General features: G+C 38.5%; 16 protein-coding genes. 6 read left to right on the top strand and 10 right to left on the bottom strand.

Annotation, left to right across the window (positions count from 1 at the left end; all coding sequences use genetic code 11):
- Window positions 1-14: 14 nt before the first annotated feature.
- Entirely contained in the window at window positions 15-1,748 is a 1,734-nt protein-coding gene (locus tag ATS74_RS11760) for an AMP-binding protein (RefSeq protein WP_058549083.1), read from the top strand.
- 104 nt (window positions 1,749-1,852) lie between these two features.
- Here the strand turns inward: ATS74_RS11760 and ATS74_RS11755 are convergent, their stop codons facing one another.
- The 5 genes from ATS74_RS11755 to ATS74_RS11735 all read right to left on the bottom strand — a co-directional run bounded on the left by ATS74_RS11755 (window position 1,853) and on the right by ATS74_RS11735 (window position 6,577).
- The gene (locus ATS74_RS11755) at window positions 1,853-2,317 is read right to left on the bottom strand and encodes a DUF1456 family protein (RefSeq protein WP_058549082.1); all 465 of its coding nucleotides are present in this window, start codon (window positions 2,315-2,317) and stop codon (window positions 1,853-1,855) included.
- 107 nt (window positions 2,318-2,424) lie between these two features.
- Window positions 2,425-3,669 (bottom strand): lipoprotein-releasing ABC transporter permease subunit, encoded by a 1,245-nt coding sequence (locus ATS74_RS11750; protein WP_058549081.1) that lies wholly within the window; start codon window positions 3,667-3,669, stop codon window positions 2,425-2,427.
- The gene (gene lolD, locus ATS74_RS11745) at window positions 3,659-4,357 is read right to left on the bottom strand and encodes a lipoprotein-releasing ABC transporter ATP-binding protein LolD (RefSeq protein WP_058549080.1); all 699 of its coding nucleotides are present in this window, start codon (window positions 4,355-4,357) and stop codon (window positions 3,659-3,661) included. Before lolD ends, ATS74_RS11750 begins: the two co-directional genes overlap by 11 nt.
- A complete protein-coding gene (locus tag ATS74_RS11740; protein WP_058549079.1) occupies window positions 4,350-5,567 on the bottom strand; it encodes a lipoprotein-releasing ABC transporter permease subunit in 1,218 nt (405 codons plus the stop codon). Before ATS74_RS11740 ends, lolD begins: the two co-directional genes overlap by 8 nt.
- Before the next feature lie 137 nt (window positions 5,568-5,704).
- Entirely contained in the window at window positions 5,705-6,577 is an 873-nt protein-coding gene (locus ATS74_RS11735) for a LysR family transcriptional regulator (protein WP_201023027.1), read from the bottom strand.
- A 131-nt stretch (window positions 6,578-6,708) separates the two neighbouring features.
- Here ATS74_RS11735 and ATS74_RS11730 point away from each other — a divergent pair, with 131 nt between their 5' ends.
- Both ATS74_RS11730 and fghA read left to right on the top strand, forming a co-directional pair.
- The gene (locus ATS74_RS11730; protein ID WP_058549077.1) at window positions 6,709-7,830 is read left to right on the top strand and encodes an S-(hydroxymethyl)glutathione dehydrogenase/class III alcohol dehydrogenase; all 1,122 of its coding nucleotides are present in this window, start codon (window positions 6,709-6,711) and stop codon (window positions 7,828-7,830) included.
- A gap of 68 nt (window positions 7,831-7,898) precedes the next feature.
- Window positions 7,899-8,741 carry an S-formylglutathione hydrolase gene (gene fghA, locus ATS74_RS11725; RefSeq protein WP_058549076.1) on the top strand — a complete coding sequence of 281 codons (843 nt, stop codon included), beginning with the start codon at window positions 7,899-7,901 and terminating at the stop codon, window positions 8,739-8,741.
- Here fghA and ATS74_RS11720 read toward each other — a convergent pair.
- Both ATS74_RS11720 and ATS74_RS11715 read right to left on the bottom strand, forming a co-directional pair.
- Entirely contained in the window at window positions 8,695-9,069 is a 375-nt protein-coding gene (locus ATS74_RS11720) for a hypothetical protein (protein ID WP_058549075.1), read from the bottom strand. The genes fghA and ATS74_RS11720 overlap by 47 nt on opposite strands.
- A 154-nt stretch (window positions 9,070-9,223) precedes the next feature.
- Window positions 9,224-10,729 (bottom strand): BCCT family transporter, encoded by a 1,506-nt coding sequence (locus ATS74_RS11715; RefSeq protein WP_235592008.1) that lies wholly within the window; start codon window positions 10,727-10,729, stop codon window positions 9,224-9,226.
- A gap of 347 nt (window positions 10,730-11,076) precedes the next feature.
- Between ATS74_RS11715 and ATS74_RS11710 the strand changes: the two genes are divergently transcribed.
- On the top strand, window positions 11,077-11,493 hold the full coding sequence (locus tag ATS74_RS11710; protein WP_058549073.1) for an MgtC/SapB family protein: 417 nt from the start codon (window positions 11,077-11,079) through the stop codon (window positions 11,491-11,493).
- Window positions 11,494-11,633: 140 nt separating this feature from the next.
- Window positions 11,634-12,818 (top strand): DUF1624 domain-containing protein, encoded by a 1,185-nt coding sequence (locus tag ATS74_RS11705; protein ID WP_058549072.1) that lies wholly within the window; start codon window positions 11,634-11,636, stop codon window positions 12,816-12,818.
- Window positions 12,819-12,892: 74 nt separating this feature from the next.
- Here the strand turns inward: ATS74_RS11705 and ATS74_RS11700 are convergent, their stop codons facing one another.
- From ATS74_RS11700 to ATS74_RS11690, 3 genes are all read right to left on the bottom strand, one after another.
- The gene (locus tag ATS74_RS11700; RefSeq protein ID WP_058549071.1) at window positions 12,893-13,918 is read right to left on the bottom strand and encodes an energy transducer TonB; all 1,026 of its coding nucleotides are present in this window, start codon (window positions 13,916-13,918) and stop codon (window positions 12,893-12,895) included.
- 226 nt (window positions 13,919-14,144) lie between these two features.
- Window positions 14,145-15,959, bottom strand: coding sequence for a CBM96 family carbohydrate-binding protein (locus ATS74_RS11695; RefSeq protein WP_058549070.1), 1,815 nt, complete (start codon window positions 15,957-15,959; stop codon window positions 14,145-14,147).
- A 354-nt stretch (window positions 15,960-16,313) separates the two neighbouring features.
- Entirely contained in the window at window positions 16,314-18,221 is a 1,908-nt protein-coding gene (locus tag ATS74_RS11690; protein ID WP_058549069.1) for a beta-ketoacyl synthase, read from the bottom strand.
- Window positions 18,222-18,345: 124 nt separating this feature from the next.
- Between ATS74_RS11690 and ATS74_RS11685 the strand changes: the two genes are divergently transcribed.
- Window positions 18,346-19,356, top strand: a complete 1,011-nt coding sequence (locus ATS74_RS11685; RefSeq protein WP_058549068.1) for a GlxA family transcriptional regulator — start codon at window positions 18,346-18,348, stop codon at window positions 19,354-19,356.
- Window positions 19,357-19,371 lie beyond the last annotated feature (15 nt).

Below are 19,371 nucleotides of genomic sequence, written 5' to 3'. Positions count from 1 at the left end.
ACACGGAGAAACACATGCACACACAACATAAAGCGGTTAAAGAAGTGGAACTTATAAACACATTGCCGTTGTCACAAAGCTATTTTAAAGGCTCACGAAATACACCTTTAACCAATAAAACCATTGGTGCCTACTTTGATTTTATTGTCGACAAAAATCCCAATTCGCTCGCGGTGGTAGTAAATCATCAAAACATCCGTTTAACCTATAAAGAGTTTCAAAAAGAAGTAAATCAACTCGCTATGGGGTTATTAGCCATAGGCGTTAAGCCAGGAGATCGGGTAGGAATATGGTCACCAAATAATATTCAGTGGTGCCTAACTCAATTTGCTACCGCAAAAATTGGTGCCATTATGGTATGCATCAACCCAGCCTATCGGCCAAACGAGCTTCAATATGCATTAAATAGCGTTGAATGCTCTACACTCATTACGGCTTCACAGTTTAAAGGCAGCAACTATATAGATATGCTAAATAGTTTAGCGCCAGAACTTAAACATTGTGACAATGGCAAGCTTTCAGCTCAAGCCTTACCTAGTCTTAAAAATGTGATCCGCATTGGTGATGAGATAAGCGCTGGCATGTTTTCGTTTTCAGATATTATGAAGATGGCCACGTCAGCTCATGAGCTTGAACTTAACGCTATTGCTACAAATTTAAGTGCCGATCAGGACATAAATATTCAATTTACTTCGGGCACAACAGGTAACCCAAAAGGTGCAACGCTTACTCATAAAAACATATTAAACAATGCGCTATTTGTAGCAGAGTCCATGCATTTTACTGAGCAAGACAAGTTATGTATTCCCATTCCTTTATATCACTGCTTTGCAATGGTGCTTGGCAGTTTGTTATGTGTTGCAAAAGGAGCAGCAGCTATTTATCCAAGTGATTCGTTTGATGCAAAAACAACGCTTGATGTAATTGAACAAGAAGGTTGTACAGCACTGCACGGTGTTCCCACTATGTTTATTAGTCAACTTGAGCTCAGCACCTTTAATGAATATGACTTAAGGTCACTTAGAACGGGGGTTATGGCAGGCTCTACTTGCCCTGAACAAGTCATGCGTAAAGTTCAAACCCAAATGAATATGCATCAGGTTTTAATTGCGTATGGACAAACAGAATGCAGCCCTATAAATAATATAACTGAAACAGACTCATCAATAGAGCGCCAAGTAACCACCGTTGGGCGCGCCCTTGCTCATACTGAGGTTAAAATTATTGATGAACTGGGTAATATTCAAAAAATAGGTTTACCCGGTGAAGTTTGCTCTAAAGGCGCAGGCATAATGCGCTGTTATTGGAATGACGAAGAAAAAACAAAAGCCACAATAGATAGTGACGGCTGGCTTCATTCAGGCGATCTAGGTGTTATGGATAGCGAAGGGTTTGTTAGCATTGTTGGGCGAATTAAAGACATGATTATTCGTGGTGGTGAAAACGTCTACCCTCGAGAAATTGAAGAGGTCCTTTATACATACCCCGGTATACAAGATGCCGCTATATTTGGTATTAGCGATGAAAAATACGGTGAGGAAGTGTGTGCGTGGATTCAGCCAAAAGAAGATGCAATACTTGATGAGCAAGCAATTCGTGCATTTTTAAAAGACAAATTGGCCTACTTTAAAATGCCTCGGTATATTCGTTTTGTAGAAAGTTACCCAATGACAGTAACGGGCAAACTACAAAAATTCAAAATGCGTGAGCAAATGCAAGAAGCGCTATCAGACCAAGCCTTCTCTTAATCTCAGTCCCTAAATACAAAAAAGCTCAGCATTTGCTGAGCTGTTAGGATCTGTTGACCTTTAAAGATTAAATTTACAAAGAGGTTAACAGTCACTCGCTTTATTTACTCTGCAGGGCGGTATTGCTGCTGAACGCCAGTTAAAAATAAACGTAGTATTTGATCGTTACACACTCGGTAATGTTTGTTTTCTACCTTACGAGAAAACGCACTTAATTCGTGTTTACTCAAATCAAAGTCAACAAGTGCAAGCGTTGCTATTACATCTTCTGCTTTCATGTTTAGCGCAATACGCAGCTTCATAAAAATAATATTATTATTTAGCTTACTTTCTGGTATTGGTTGTTCGCCGTCACGCTTACCGCGTTTAGTATTAATAAACCCGTTTAAGAACGTTGCAAACTCAGTGTCTGAAATTTTAACAAACTCTTGCTCGCCCTCTTTTATTAACCATGCAATGACTTGCTCTGTGGTTACTGTAGCCTCTGCTGCAGCAAAAATATCAACCATGGCAGTATCTGTTAAGTTAAAGGTGTAGCGAAGACGGCGTAAAATATCGTTATTTGTCAAAGTAATTTCCTGAGTAAGGGGGTAGTAAGGCTAAGCAATAGCGCTCAACATTTTATAAACGCGCAGTTTAGCAGCTTTACAAACCCGACCCTATTGTTTTAGTAAGGTTAATTGCCAAGTACCTTGGCGGGATCAACACGTGTAGCTTGCCATGCAGGGTAAATAGTGGCAAATATTGCTAATACAAATGTGACTATTACAGTTATACCAATATCGCTAAGTACTAATTTACTTGGTAAAAACTCAATAAAGTACACGCCCTCAAGCGGGTTAGCACCAAACAATTGGCTTACCCAAGTAAATAGTTCACTAATATTTAATGCAAGTACAACCCCAACTAAAGTACCCAAAAGAACACCAACTAAAGCCTGGGTTAAACCTTGCATTACAAAAGTAGCTAAAATAGTGCTGTCTTTAGCGCCCATGGTTTTTAAAATAGCTATATTGCCTTGTTTTTCTCGTACTTCCATTACCAAAGAGGACACAATATTAAAACTCGCTACAGCAATTATTAAAAACACCACTATATAAACGATAGTGCGCACCATTTGAATATCTTGATACAAGCTGCCTTGCGTTCTAAACCAACTAGACACATAAACATAATCACTAATACTTTGCCCTACTTTGAGCGCTATTTGGTGAGCCGAAAACACATCATCAACCCTCAGGCGAAGCCCAGTAACTTGGCTGCTATCGTAGCCTAAAACGCTTTGCGCTTTATTTAAATGAATAAACGCAGCAGTGCTATCTATTGGCCCACCCATTTCTATTAAGCCAGCTAAAGTAAGCGTTACACGTTTAGGTGCAAGTAGTGATTGCCCTTTTTGACTTATTTGCGGAATTAATAAAGTGACATTATCGCCAATGTGAGCATCAAGCTGCACAGCTATTTGCTTGCCTAAAATTACATCTTCTTGGCCAAGCTGGCTTACTAAAGTACCACCTGCAAACTGATTAACAGCCGATACATTTCCTTCAAGTGATGGTTCGACACCTCTTATTTCAACTGCTTTTAATTGGCTTTTAAATTGTGCCATACCATTTACAGCTATAAATGGTGCAGCGCCTGTTACATGTGGCTGCTGCTCTAATCGTTCAACTTTTTCAGGCCAATTGGCAATTGGCCTGCTTGGCGCTACATACTCTACTTGCGGTACAACACTTAATAAGCGATGCACTAATTGTTGCTCAAAGCCATTTATTACCGACAGTGCAACGATTAAAACCGCAACCCCTAGTAAAATCCCCACAGTAGAGGCTTTAGCTATAAAACTAACAAATCCATTTTTTTCGTCTTTATGGCCTGAATAGGCTCTAAAGCGTTCACTTAAAAATGCACTAAGCAACATGCTGCGACTCTTTAATTAATAATTTTCCATCATCTAAATATGCTATTTTTCCAAGCTTATCTGCGAGCTCTAAATCATGTGTTACAACCACAAAGCTGGTATTTAAACTTTTATTTAGCTCATTAATTAAATCGTAAATTTTAATCGCATTTTGTTTATCTAAATTACCAGTAGGTTCATCTGCAAGTACTAATGCAGGTTTAGTTACCAAAGCACGCGCTATAGCAACGCGTTGCCGCTCACCACCAGAAAGTGCTGAAGGTTTATGCGCACTTCTATGAGCAAGGCCTACTTTATCTAGCATCTCCAGCGCTTGTAATTTTGCAGCCTTTGCGCTTAACCCTTTAATGAGTAGTGGCATTGCTACGTTTTCTACGGCACTAAACTCCATCAATAAATGGTGAAACTGATAAATAAAACCCAAATTTTGATTTCTAAATGCAGCTTGTTGAGTGCGTGAGAGCTTAGCTACTTCTTGGTTTTTAATTTTTGCACTGCCCGAAGTTGCGCTATCAAGGGTGCCTAAAATATGCAACAACGTACTTTTACCAGAGCCAGAACTGCCTACGATAGCAAGCATTTCTCCTTGCTGCAGTGCTAAATCAACACCTTTTAAAACTTCAACTTTGTTGTTGCCATCTTGATAAACTTTACTTAAATTTTCGCAGCTAATAACTAAATCATTCATAACGCAGTACCTCTGCTGGTTTTACTTTTGCGGCTTTGCGCGCAGGATATAAAGTAGCTAAAAAGCTCATTGCAATACTACCTAACGCAATAATAGTAAGGCTTAATGCATTAAATTTAACCGGAAGCTCAGCCCCAGCTAATAAGTTCAAGCCTACAAAAGCCAGTAGTTCGTTAATATATAAACTAAATAGCACACCTAAAAAAGCGCCAATAGCAGTACCTATTACACCGTTATATAACCCTTGTACCATAAATACTTTTTGCACTTGTGAGGGCGTTAAACCAAGGGTTTGTAAAATAGCGACTTCACCTTGTTTCTCACTCACCATCATTGTGAGCGCCGAGACAATATTAAACACTGCCACTAGCACTATAAGCCCAAGTAACATAGTCATAATGCGTTTTTCCATTGCTACAGCAGCGAAAAGTGTTCCTTGGGTGCTGCGCCAATCGGTATGGGTATACTCTTTTAAAATAAACTGGCTTGCTTTAATAAATTCATCAAGCTCAAAAGGCTCATATAACGATACGCTTAAATTTGGTGCAGTATTTTTACTAAGCTTTAATACTCGTTGTAACGACGCACCGCTTGTAAATGCAAGAGCCATGTCTATTTCAGAGCCGGTTTCGTAAATAGCAGCCACTTTAAATAAACGTTGGCTAGGCACACGACCAAGAGGCGTATACGTTGAAGCATTAGGCATAATTACACGAAGCTTCTCGCCTACTCCTACCCCTAATTTTCGGCTCAAGTAACGACTAATTGCAATGTTGTAATTACTGTTCACAACGCTTTGCCAATCACCTTGAACTATTTTATCCGTAACTTTATAAATCGAGCCATTGTCGTCAAATAATCCTTGTAACAACACACCATGAAGGTCATTGTTAGTCTGTAATATAGCTTCGCCGTGCCTATAAAGGCTGACATGATTTACATAAGGAGATTGCTCTAAGCTTAACTTAAGCTCTGTCATTTGCGCGTTGGTGTGTTTGTTTGCTTGAACCTCTACGTGCGGTATAAGCCCTAACATATTTGTTTTTAAGCTATTCTCAAAGCCATTCATTACACTACTTACAGTAAATAAAGCCATTAAACCAATAGCAATACCGGCAATAGAAAAAAACGAAATAAACGATATAAACGCGTTCCCTTTTGAGGAGCGGCTGTATCTAAGTCCTATAAATAAGCTAACCGGTTGAAACATATTATTTAAAACATTTATGTTAAAAGTGTGCGGCTATAATAGCACGAAGTTAGCGCTATTGAATATGACCATAAATGTAAGAAATAATTTATAAATCTGAGACTTGGCTTATTTTTCAGCAATTTATTTAGTGCAATTTATTCTTTAAGGCCAGCAACTAAATAGTCTAGCAATACACGTACATTAGTAGCTACAAATTGACGCGGCGGATAAATGCCCCACACACCTTCTTGCTTAGGTTGATATGACGTTAAAATAGGCACAAGCTCCCCACTGTTAATTTCGTTCCCTATGTAGTAGTCAGGCAGTTGCACAATTCCTAAGCCTTTTTTAGCACCATCAACAAGTGCCCACCCACTATTGCACTGTAGCCTGCCAGCAATTTTAATGTGTTTTTCACGCTCACTTTCGTGTACACGCCAATAACTGCTATTACCTATTAAGCATTGGTGGTTATTTAATTCCCCCAAGGTATGCGGCTCACCAAAGCGCCTTAAATACGAAGGTGATGCACACATAATAAAGCGCCGAGCACTTAATCTTCGTGCTTTTAAACTTGAATCTTTTAAATGCCCTAACCGTATTGCTAAATCGAACCCACCTTCTAGTAAATCTTCTTGTTCGTTACTTAGTGTAGCAATAACTTCTACTTCAGGGTGATCGTGCATAAAATTGTGCACAATAGGCATAATAAATGTCTCCCCATACATAACAGGGGCCGTTAGCTTAATTTTTCCTTTAGGCGTAGTTTGATGTGTTGCAAGGCCTTGCGTAGCATCGTCCATTGCATGCTGTAAGTGTTTTATTTGATGTAAAAAAATCTCTCCTTCTTTGGTAAGAACAACTTTTCGGGTGGTACGCGTTAAGAGCTGGGTATTTAAACGTTGCTCAAGGGCGGTTACATGCCGGCTAATATGCGCAACCGAAAGCCCTAGCGTTTTTGCCGCAGCAGTAAAGCTCCCTTCTTCACCGACTGCTATAAATTCGTCAATCCCGTCCCAACGCGCCATTATTACCATACTGTAAAAGTGTTTTAATAAAACAGAGATTATCACTATACGAGAAACAAATACAATAGTCGCATTACCCAAACAAATTGGGTCTACAATTGATATTTAATACCACTACAAAGGATAAACACATGTCTGAATTTATAAAATCAAAAGCGGCGATAGCTTGGGGTCCTAACCAACCTTTAAGCGTTGAAGAAGTTGATGTGATGATGCCTAAAAAAGGCGAAGTAATGGTAAAAATTACCGCTACTGGTGTTTGTCATACCGATGCATTTACCTTATCAGGAGAAGATCCTGAAGGTATATTCCCAGCTATTTTGGGCCACGAAGGCGCAGGCGTTGTATACGCAGTTGGCGAAGGCGTAACGAGTGTTGAAGTGGGCGATCATGTAATTCCTTTATACACAGCTGAATGTGGCGTTTGTAAAATGTGTACATCTGGCAAAACTAACTTGTGTTCAGCAGTACGCGAAACACAAGGTAAAGGCTTAATGCCAGACGGCACAACACGTTTTTTTAAAGAGGGCCAACCAATTTACCACTACATGGGTTGCTCAACGTTTTCTGAGTACACAGTACTTCCAGAAATTTCATTAGCCAAAGTAAATAAAGAAGCATCACTTGAAGAAATTTGTTTATTAGGGTGTGGTGTAACAACGGGTATGGGCGCTGTTACAAATACTGCAAACGTAAAACCTGGCGAGACAGTTGCAATTTTTGGCCTGGGTGGTATTGGTTTATCTGCAATTATTGGTGCAAAAATGGCAGGTGCTGGTCGTATTATTGGTGTTGATATTAACACCAGTAAATTTGACCTTGCGACGAAACTTGGCGCAACAGATTTAATTAACCCTAAAGATTTCGATAAGCCAGTTCAAGAAGTGATTGTTGAAATGACTGACGGTGGCGTTGACTACTCGTTTGAATGTATTGGTAATGTTGATGTAATGCGCTCTGCCCTTGAGTGTTGTCATAAAGGTTGGGGGGAGTCGGTAATTATTGGTGTAGCCGGTGCTGGCCAAGAAATTTCTACACGCCCTTTCCAACTGGTTACTGGTCGTGTATGGCGTGGTAGCGCATTTGGTGGCGTTAAAGGCCGCTCGCAACTTCCTGAAATAGTTGAGCGCTACATGGCGGGTGAATTTGCCCTAAACGACTTTATTACTCATACAATGAGCCTTGAACAAATTAACGATTCATTTGATTTAATGCACGAAGGTAAAAGTATTCGTACAGTAATTCATTACTAATAAGTACTTAGTAAACGACTTAATAAAAAGCCGTAAAACCTAAAGGTTTGCGGCTTTTAAGGATTTTTATGTTAGAGAATATCTCAAGTACAAAAGTAGCTGGTGGTTGGCATAAGCAATATACTCATCCTGCAACAAGTACACATTGCACTATGCGCTTTGCGGTATTTTTACCACCAGGTGCAAGTGAAACAAACAAAGTACCTGTGCTTTATTGGCTATCGGGTTTAACCTGTACAGACGAAAACTTTATGCAAAAAGCGGGCGCGTTTAAAAAAGCCGCCGAGCTGGGTATAGCAATCGTTGCACCTGATACAAGCCCGCGTGGCGATAACGTACCCAATGATGATAATTACGACTTTGGTCAAGGTGCTGGCTTTTATCTAAATGCAACGCAAGCACCTTTTAATACACATTTTAATATGTACGACTACGTGGTTGATGAGCTACCAGCACTTATAGAGCAGCACTTTCCGGTAACAAGTACCAAAGCAATTAGTGGTCATTCTATGGGTGGGCACGGTGCTTTAATGGTTGCACTTAAAAACCCAAAAGCTTATGTAAGTGCCTCTGCGTTTAGCCCAATAGTTAACCCAATAAATTGCCCTTGGGGCATAAAAGCGTTTACAGGTTATTTAGGCAATGATAAATCGCTTTGGGCACAATACGATACGTGCGAACTTATGAAGCTAGCAAAGCAAGACGATTACCTACCTATGCTAGCCACTCAAGGAGGCGCAGACGGGTTTTTAGAAGAGCAACTTAAACCACAAAACCTAGTAGCTGTCGCTCACGAGAAAGCTTACCCGTTGACGCTTGAAATGCAAGAAGGGTACGATCATAGTTACTTTTTTATAAGTAGCTTTATTGACCAACACTTATTATTTCATAGTCAGTTTTTGACTGCGTAGTCTCATTAGTGTGTAGGTTTGATTTATCTACTTCTACACACTCTTTCAACACCCTACTCACTTGCCTGCATACTTGTACAGTATTGCTCTCACCTTTTACTAAATTGATCAGTAATGAATCTATTTTTAACCCTACATCGGTAAAACTGAACCCATTTTTGTCTGTAGGTACAGGTTCGAGTGGATTTTTGTAAGGCTCTGAACGAGCAGGACTATTACTATATTTATTATCACGTGCATTTGACTGTGCTTGCCCATCAATTATAGCACCGGCGACAGTGCAGCCACTTAGGTAAATAACACATAAAAATAAAGTTAGCGTTCTCATGATTCATCCTGATCAAAAATATTACCTAAATTATATACAACTTTACAAACAGCATTGTAAAAATATGTATATCTAATCAATATAATTAATTTTGAACACAGTAAATCTACTATTTAATACGATGCTTACTCATGTTTTTAAAATTAGTATACGCCTAGTACTTAAATTCACTTACAAACTCTTTAATAAAACCCACCAGCTGTAAAATAAAAATAACCAAAAAGGGAAGCGCGCCAATAATGGCAACACTTCTATTGAGTGGTTCGTTATTTTGAACAAGTAATACAAAGGCACATATACCTAAAGCAAAAGACCACCCATATAAACTAGCTGAGTTATTAGTATGCATATTTTTATTTGACGAACTTAACTCTTTTATTACAAGTATTGCTGAGTCTGCCGATGTTGCTACAAAAATTAGCAAAAGCAGCAAGCTTGACCAAATTAAAATACTTCCTTGCCAGCCTAATTGTGCAAAAAACACAAATAGTCCTTGTGTATAATCGGCTTTAATAGCCGCTAAAATACCTGCATTATGCGTTTGGTCCCACGCTATGGCCGACCCCGAAAAAACACTAAACCATATTATGGTTACAAAGGTAGGTACTAACACTACGCCTACAATGTATTGCCAGACTGGTCTACCTTGGCTTATTTTAGCTAAAAACACACCTACAAATGGCCCCCAAGCTAACCACCAAAAGTAATAATTATAGGTCCAACCATTTGCCCACTCAGGGTTTTTAAGTACGCTTTCTAATTGCCAAGTACCAGTAGTAATTAGTTGAATATAATCCCAAGTACCCCCTATTGCTATATCAATAATTGGTTTTATCGGTACATAAAATAATAACCATATAATCAGCCCAAAAGCTAAAAAAACATTAAACTTACTCAGCGCTTGAACACCCTTTTTCAGGCCAAGCTTTGCCGAAACCGTATATAAAATAACGATCAAACTAATTATAATAAAACCTGAAAGCAATACCGACTCAACGCCAAGCTTTAACTCCAATCCTTTACGAAGCAATAACGTTGAGTTTGCAATAGTCCCTACGACGCCAAAAAATATTGCAAATATGGCTATAAGTTTAATACTAAAGCTCAACTTTAATTGCCAACCTCTATTAATAACCCCTTTGGTTGCATTAATTACAGGCGCGGTTATATCGCCAGCGTTACCACTTTTAGTACTAAGCTCTCCTAAAACTAAACCAAACACCGCATACAGTGCCCATGCATGCGCTCCCCAATTTACAAGTGTAAGCGCCAAGCCACTAGTTTGAGTGTTTGCATATAAACTTTGTTTTAGTACAGAATTAACTGAATGAAGTGCAGGTTCAGCTACGCCCCAAAAAATTAACCCAGACCCCATACCCGCCGCAAAAAGCATAGAAAGCCAGCCAAACAGACTAAATTCAATATGGGCATGTTCTCCACCCATTTTACGTTGCCCAATTGGGCTAATCGCAATGGCAATTACCGCAAATAGTAAAAAATTTACCAAAATAAAAAATGGTGCTCCTAACAAGCCTAATAAATCATTAATAACTGGCTGTAAGTTTGTCGTTAGTAATTCAGGAAATAAAAAAGCGACAATAGATAAACTAATGCAAAGTAATAAAGCTGTTTTTTCAAGCTTTGAAGTTGTTAAGTGCAAGTGGCTCTCGCGCATATGTTGTTTATGTTTAAAAGAATAAGGCGCTTTAATACACAGTTCAAATGTTCTTCTGCCAATTGCTTAATTAAGTGAGCTAATTTAGGGTTTTATAGGTGAAAACCTCGGCGGAAGTAATGAAAAACGTATTATTAAAATTCTCTAAAAAGCAACGTCTGCACATTGCTATTTATGTTCATTATTGAGTAAAAGCGTAACTGATTGTGTAAATGTTTCTAGTTCCTTTAACTTTAGGGGCACAATTAACTAATAAACCACTGTTTTATAATTAGTTTTAAGTTGGCTTATCTATTGCTATTAATTTACAAACTTTACCAACAGGAATAACAATGGAAATTGATTTACAGTGGAATGAAATCATAGATAATTTAATTCACCTTGGCATAGCCTATTTGCTTGCTCTTCCTATGGCTTACGATAGAGAGCGCAGCCACGATGGTGCAGGATTAAGAACTTTCCCTTTAGTTGCCGTAGCATCATGTGGTTATGCGCTAATAGCGATGTCGGTACTAGATGGTGCTGAGGCGCAATCTAAAATGCTGCAAGGCATAATAACCGGTATTGGTTTTATAGGCGGTGGTGCAATTTTAAAAAATAATAAGTCAACATCAGGCACTGCAACCGCAGCAAGTATTTGGAATATGGGGTTAATTGGCATTGCTGTAGCGTATAGCCGTTATGAAATAGCGATATTGCTCGCTGTTATTAATTTTATAACACTCAGGTACGTTAAAAAGTTTAAATAGCCACAAATCTGGATACTAAACTTTTTACAAACTTTAAAGAGTTAGCTTAATGTATATAAACTAACTCCCTCAAACTCGCATGGCGTTATTATATAACATATAATAATGGCAAATTTTTATCACGCGTTTTGAACTTATTAATGTCAATCACATCCGCTACGCCTCGACTGCATCACATTGATTTACTTCGAGGTATTATCATAATATTTATGGTTATAGACCATGGCATGTATTACTGCCTAAATTATTCTGTGACCGATCCGATGACTATTCCGGGGACTGATCCGCTAACCTTTTTCACCCGTTTTGTTTCGCACTTTTGTGCGCCTCTTTTTGTATTTTTAGCGGGGCTGTCTGCGGCTATAACCGAGCATAAATACGCCTCTACCAAAGCATTTTCACTCAACTTGATTGTCCGCGGTTTAGTACTTATTTTGTTTGAATTTACTATCGTTTCATGGTCGTGGAGCTTTAACCCGTTATTTCCTATGTTATACGCACAAGTTATTTGGGCTATAGGTTGGGGCTTTGTAATGCTGGGGCTGCTTCGTTTAATTGGCTTACATGCTGTATTTATAGCGGGTTTGCTATTAGTATTTGGCCACAATATGTTTGATGGTGTAAGTTTTGAGCCTAATACTCTAGCAAATACGCTTTGGTCTATCGCTCATCAAAAAAATGTACTCGAACTGCCTTTCGACTTTAAAATCAGAACAACCTACCCTGTAGCACCCATTGTAGGATTAATGACACTCGCTTATTGCGCTGGTGTGTATTACAAAGCGAAAAAATACAGTACAAAAGCGATAAACTATGCAGCTTTACTGGGTATAAGTTGCTTAGCTTTATATGCAGTGCTACGCGGTTTTAATTTATACGGTGACGCTTCAATATTTACAGTTCATAGTAATACTGTTGATACCGTCATGTCGCTTTTAAACCCAACAAAATACCCTCTTTCATTACAGTTTATGCTGTTAACAGTAGGCTTGGGCCTTATAGCACTTAAGCTTTTAAGCCACTTTAAAGTAGACTTCTCTCATGGCTTTTTACAAGTACTCGGTAAAACCAGTATGTTTTCATACCTTGTACATTTGTATTTATTGCATGCAATAGCTTGGCTATTAATTCCCTTTTTAGGGCTTAACTTTAGTGATATGACATACGGAGAAACCCTTGTGGGTTTACCACCAGGTTATGGGATGAGCTACATAGCAACGCTTACATTTATAGCTGTAGTGATTGGGCTTACCACCTTACTTGCTAAGCGCTACATTACCTGGAAGCGAAATAACAAACGCAGTTTAATTGCTAAATATATATAAAATTTAAATACTTTTAAAACAAAAACCCCGCATTAGTCTGCGGGGATATAATTAGTAAGTATACTTAGTAAATTTTATAAAAAGCTTTCACCACTTTGTTTAATTGTAACTGTTTGAGCCTGAGCGCTTTTTAATAGTAACCCACAGCGCACGTCGTTTTTCGAAATTACAATTTTATCAATAGCGCTTGTATCGTAATCTACTACTTTATTTTCACAGCGAAGCTGCACTTTAGATAAAGGCTTTTCAGTCTTTAGTTCAACTTCACTTTTCGACAATAAAGGTAAAACAGCTTGCTCAGACTCAAGCAATATTTGCTGATTTATATCACCCGAATTTTTATATATATCGTTCACTTGCGCTAATAACTGCGCTTTATTTTGCTCTGAAAAGGTTATAGATTCTATATCGCCTAATGCCTCAATAGCATCGTAAGCGCGCACATAATCTTGCTTTGATATAAACCACTGCAGTGCATTTTTAATCACTCGCTTTTTAATTTGGTCGGGTAAGTTATCCCTAAATAAAAACGCTTCATAAATATGCTCATCAAAGCTTTGCCAGTCTTGTACAAAGTAGCTGTGTTGACTTTTAAGCCACGCGAGTAAAACAATTTCAACAGTATTTTTAGTATGCTCGTTTTCAAGCTCTGTAATATACGTTTTAGCTTCATCGTACCTTTTATCATCAATAAGCTGGCTGGCTTTTTCATAATCGTTGAAAAACCCTGGAGATGCTTGATCGTTAGAAAAACTGGCATGTACATTTTGTGAGCTTACAGTAATCGTTTTAGCTGAAGAAATAGCCCCGCCATTAAGTCGTGCACTTTTATAATTAAGTTTAGAAACGTAATCGATAACTTCTCGTTGATACTTTTTTTGCCCTGCAGTGGCCACAATTTCGATATCACTTACCAGCCCGTTTTCATCAACCACGTAACTGCTTAAATTAATCCCTTCTAGCCTTGATGCACGCGGTGACGTATTAGTGAGCTGGTCGTAATTTTTATTTATCACTTGTGCTGGTACAAAATCATCTGCTGATACTGATAAGGGAGCAAAGGTTGAAGCGAGAGAGAGTGCGAGTAAAAGTTTTTTCATCGATTTATCCATCCTAGATTATGTTTCTATTATAAAAACAAGTCTAGCCTATAATCGCAAGATAAGAAACAACCAACATGATGATTTTTTAATCAACAAACTATCAGTTTGGTAAAGTCAAAACATAAAAGGCGCTTTAAACAGCGCCGTAAATTCAGTGAAACTATATAAAGGTTAACTATAGTTAATACGCTTAATTAAAATTTATAAATACTAATATAAACGACTAATCATATTCCGGTTTTTTCCAAACTTTTACGTAATCTACTAACATATTAGTAAAAAAGTCATCATCAATATTACTTGAATTACCATCCCAGCCACCTACTTGTAATGATAATATTATATATGAGGGTAAACTACCTATCCTTTCGCTCTCAAACTCCCAGACCTTGTCCCCATCTATGTACATGGCAACATAATTAGGTTCCCAATGCATACCATAAACATGAAAGCCATTGTCCGAGCTATTAAGGTAAAGCTCCCCAGAGTCTTTTGATATATGCTTACTACCATAACCATCCCAGTGAAGAGCTGACCAACTTACACCTTCTCCCCAAGTTCCTTGGTATTCCATAATATCGAACTCCATTCCTTTACCAAAGGTAGACGAAGTGTCACCCCACACGTCTTTAACTAGAAGAGATGAATATTCACCATAATTTTCATCTGAGTACTCTCCTCCACGAACGTATGCATCATCCGTTGCAACAATATTGTTTTCATTAACAATTAAAATAGGTCTGTCATTTAAATTATTGGTCTCAGTGCTAAAAACTTCAACAAGCTGCTTTCGCATGTAATTATCTACTAATGCAAAACTAGCCTCTTTACCAGCAATTTGTTGATCGCGTATATAATCAGTAACATCAACTTCAACTATATTACCTGTTGTCTCTCCATATCTTTGAACAAACCAAGCAGGATCAATTTTTGGCTTAGTATTCCAAGTAACAGTATCTTCAGACCAGTCCGTTGTAAGTGTTTTATGTATTGCAATACTACTTTTATTTGTTGCTTGGGAGATTTTGAACCGTAAAATTGCGGAGTAAGCAGCTTCATGGACGTCATTAAGATCAAACTTTAATAATGCTTGTCTTCTGTATGAATTATTACCATAAATACCTTTGTCTGGGAGCAACCAAAATGCAGGCCAAGCACCGTGTGTAGACTCGTGCTTTATCCTCGCTTCAAAATACCCATATTGCTGTCTAAATTTTCTAAAAGTGCTGACTTCTGCACCTTTGTATTTATATGATTTACTCCCCTGTTCAAGATTACTTCTCTCTGCCTTAAGCGTTAACATACCTGCTTCAACATCAATATTTTCACCACCCGCATTCCCAGCAATACCACTCATTCCTAAATACTGCTTTCCAACGTGCCAGTAACTTGGATCAAGTACGTTTGAATCAAATTCTTCTTCAAAAGACACAACCCAATCCCCAGAAATAGGCGGAGAAGTGCTTATATCTGGTTCACTTTCAATAAAAGACACAGAGTCCATGTAAAACGTTCCAGTCCCTTGTGGCCCTTGAATTCCAAGCGCTAAAACATTTTCCCCCTCGTTTAAATCAAAATGCTTAAGGTGAATTTGAATCTTATGCCATTTATTATCAATATAATCACTGTGTCCAGGCTGTCCATTTAGTGTCCAAAATTCACTATTGGACTCATCAAGATTTATTTTTAAGGAGTTTTTTCCACGGCGAAACATCAATGTTCCTTTACTGCCTGACACTCTGAAAATTTTTGCTTCAAGAATTGTATCTTTATAAGGAGGGATTTTAGCAATGCGTAATCCAGATTGTGTCCAATTGTGAGCTTTCATCGCTATTGCAATAGAACCATCTGCGACGGGATCATCTGCTTGTGTTAATGATGATTTACTTGATGAAGTAGACCATAATGATGTTCCATTTTGTGGTGTGTCATCAAATAAAACAGTTGAAGCTAAACTAACCTTTGACCCAAAAAATATAATATAAAAAGTGAGGTACTTTGCTCTAATAAGCCATTTAATTAATGATGTTAATTTCATTGCTATTCCTAAGTCGATTAATAATATTGAGTATTAAAATCAGCTCAGCCGAAAACCAAGTGATTAAAAACCTAGTTACAAATAAATGTAAGTACAGTTAATAGCCAAATTAATAATTTTTTAGTTTTAGGAATAGTTTTGATATGGCTTATCTATTAATAAATAGTATGGAACAGATATAATAATTTTCAATTAAAGCCAGCATTAAAACTAATGAGATATACTTATTTTTTCAATTTTTAATTACATATCATAACTTTAAATATAAAAATAATATGATGCTTTTTAAATTGAATTAATATTTAAATAAAAAAAGGCGCTTTAAGCAGCGCCTTGGGATTCAAGTATGTGTGCTTAAAACATATCTTGATAGGAGTTGGTTGTACTAAACGAAATTGCTTTCTCAAAACTAGGAAGCTCTATGCCGTCTTCGCCTATTACAATGTCGTTATCGTCAATGGCGCCATCGCCAAAACGGTATACTAATTCGTACTTACCAAGGTCTGCTTGTGCTTTATAGGTATTTTGCGCAGCAATAACAGATGTATTTTTATCTGCATAATTACTTATAACCTCATCACCATGACGCTTAGCAAGCATTTGTAGTGTTACTTTAGCGCTAAGTACTGTAGCAGTGGCGTTATTACCGCCGAAGCCTTTTGAATTTATAAAAGCTATGTCCATATCGCCGCAATCGTAATGACTGTTACGTATATCTAAGTGATCTGCATAAACATCGTCAGCAACTTTATCTATGGTAGTAATACCTGGCATAATATTATGACTAAATACACCCAGCGCAATAGCTAGCTGATCGCCACTTGCAGGTGCAATTGTATGCCCTACATAAGCTTTTGGCGCTGTTACTTTCCAGCTATCAATGGCAAAGGTTTGCGCTACTTTATGATAAATAAGTGACTCAGTTACTCTGTTTTGCGGTGTACTTGAACCATGCGCTAAAATAAAGCTGCGGTTTTGTAGTGCGCCTTTACCTAATAAGCTTGTTGCCAATGCCGCAGATTTAGCCATGGTAATGTAATTACCCGGACCCGGTGAAGTGATTGATTTTTTAATGCCATCGGCATTTACAAATACATCAGGTACTGAGCCCATAATATCTGCACCAAGCTCTAGTGCTAATGCATCATCCATTAAAATAGTGACTTGTGCGCCTTCACCTAATGTAAAACCACAGTTTTCGCCAAATGGGCGGCTGCTTTTACGGTAATCGGGCTCTTGTTCACTGCTTAAGTTATCTAAACGGCGCAGGCCTTCAACATTTGCAAGGGCGCTCATATTACCAAACCCTTCGACTACTTCAGGCGTTATAGCGCATTCAACACTTGCAACAACCGCAACACGGGTGCGCCCTGCTTGAATATCGTTTACTGCAGCGCGTAAGTTATATAAAAAAGTGGCACATGCGCCCGAGGTAGAAAACGTAGTACCTACATTACCTGTAACGTACGCGTTTATAAAATCAGTCGACATCGTGTTTAAACCAAGTGCTAATTGCTTAGTACTAACACGATCGCCCTGCTGACGCGCTTTAACTAAACCACCTAATCCTTTATCGTCCATTTGGCCAATAACAGAGGCTGAATAGGTACCAATTTTATCTGGCTCTACGCTATTCATTATGCGTTGCCAGTCAAGGCCTGTTGATTTAATCGCATCGTTTGCAGCAAAAATGGTGGCTTGCAAACCGCGAGGCTGATAACGGCTGTTATACATAATTGATGGATCAAACCCTGTAGGAAACTGCCCCGCCGATTTAATCGGGTTATCACGTGTAGAATCAAGCTTTACGTCTAAGTCTGCGGCTATCGTTACTTTTACTTTTTTGCCGTCAAGCTCTTGCACTTTCCAGCTTGCAGGCACAGGGGTTGGTAAATCACGTGCGCGAGTTTCAAATACAATTGCGTTTTCGTCAGATGTCTTTAAGGTCATCTTTTGCTGCCAAGGCGTGGCATCTGCATCAAAATGTTCTTTTTCAATTTTACGAATAAGCGTCCCAGCAATAATTTGCTCACCAAAGCGTGCTTCTATGTCGCTTTGCTCAACATTATTACCATCTGTATCTTGAAGGTTGCCATCAACAACGCTTACCAAGTTCATTAATGTGGCGAGGCCTAAAAATGTTTCACTACGATCTTGTGCGTTTAATGCATCTAACACGATACGGCGATAACCTTGATGAAAAGAAGTTCGGCCTGCGGCGTTTATACCGCCCATGCCTACAATTACAGGTAATGCTGTCATAATTAACCTTTAAAGCGTGTTATTGGAGAAGCAAACAGTTTAAATGGATTAACCACAGCACTTTGTGCTTTAATAGCCAAATATTCAGCATTAAAGGCCAAAGAGTACTGGTCGGAGCATTAAAATGAATAAAAAATCTCTTAATCCCGCGTTAAATATTGCAATCACTGTGTACCCACACTTACTTATTACCAGTTTAACGCTACCCATTGAAATGCTAAGAGCCGGCGAAGCGTTTGCAAAAGGCCACTTAAACCAAGCTGACTTTAGACCACTTAGTATAAATTTAATTGCTAAAAATAATGAGCCAATACAAAATCGTACCGGCCTTGCTATAGTCCCCGATTGCACTACTGCTAACGCACCGTATAACGATTTAATTATTGTACCCGGCATTTGGCGAAACCCTCGTCCTGTCGTTCGTACTAATAAAGAGGTAGTTGAGTGGCTACAAGAAAGCTTTGAAACTGGCAGCCATATAATTGGTGTGGGTACTGGTAATTGCTTAGTTGCAGAGGCAGGATTACTTGATGGGCACCCCGCTACAACCCACTGGCATTATGCAAAACAATTTAGCCACGACTACCCATTGGTTAGCCTAAAACCCGACTTTTTTATAACCCAATCTGAGCGCATATATACGGTTGCAAGCTTAAATGCACTTGCCGATGTGATCGTACATATTATTAGCCAATATTACGGCAAAGCCGCTGCACAGCACGTAGAACGTAACTTTTCGCACGAAGTACGTAAACCCTACGAAGATCAGCGCTACCTTGAAGGCGCGGTTGACCGCCACCCAGATGAACTTATAGCCCAAATTCAGTTTTGGCTTAAAACCAATTTAGCCAGCGAGTTAAACCTACAAGAAGTAGCGGCACAATTTAGTTTAAGCTACCGTACCTTTACACGGCGCTTTAAGCTTGCAACTAATCAAAGCCCTATAGAATATTGGCAGCAATTACGGGTTGAAGGTGCTAAAGAATTATTAGCGTCGTCTAATTTAACTATTCAAGAAGTGGCGCTTGAGGTCGGCTATAACGACCAAGGCCATTTAACTCGCGTGTTTAAAAAAGTGCTAAGCCAAACGCCAAGCGAATACAGAAAAGTAGTAAGAAGAAAATTATTTGGTTAATGCATAATAGTTATT

It is taken from the genome of Pseudoalteromonas sp. H103 (genome assembly GCF_001469205.1).
Classification (GTDB): domain Bacteria; phylum Pseudomonadota; class Gammaproteobacteria; order Enterobacterales; family Alteromonadaceae; genus Pseudoalteromonas; species Pseudoalteromonas carrageenovora.
This window is presented reverse-complemented; position numbering and strand designations above follow the sequence as displayed.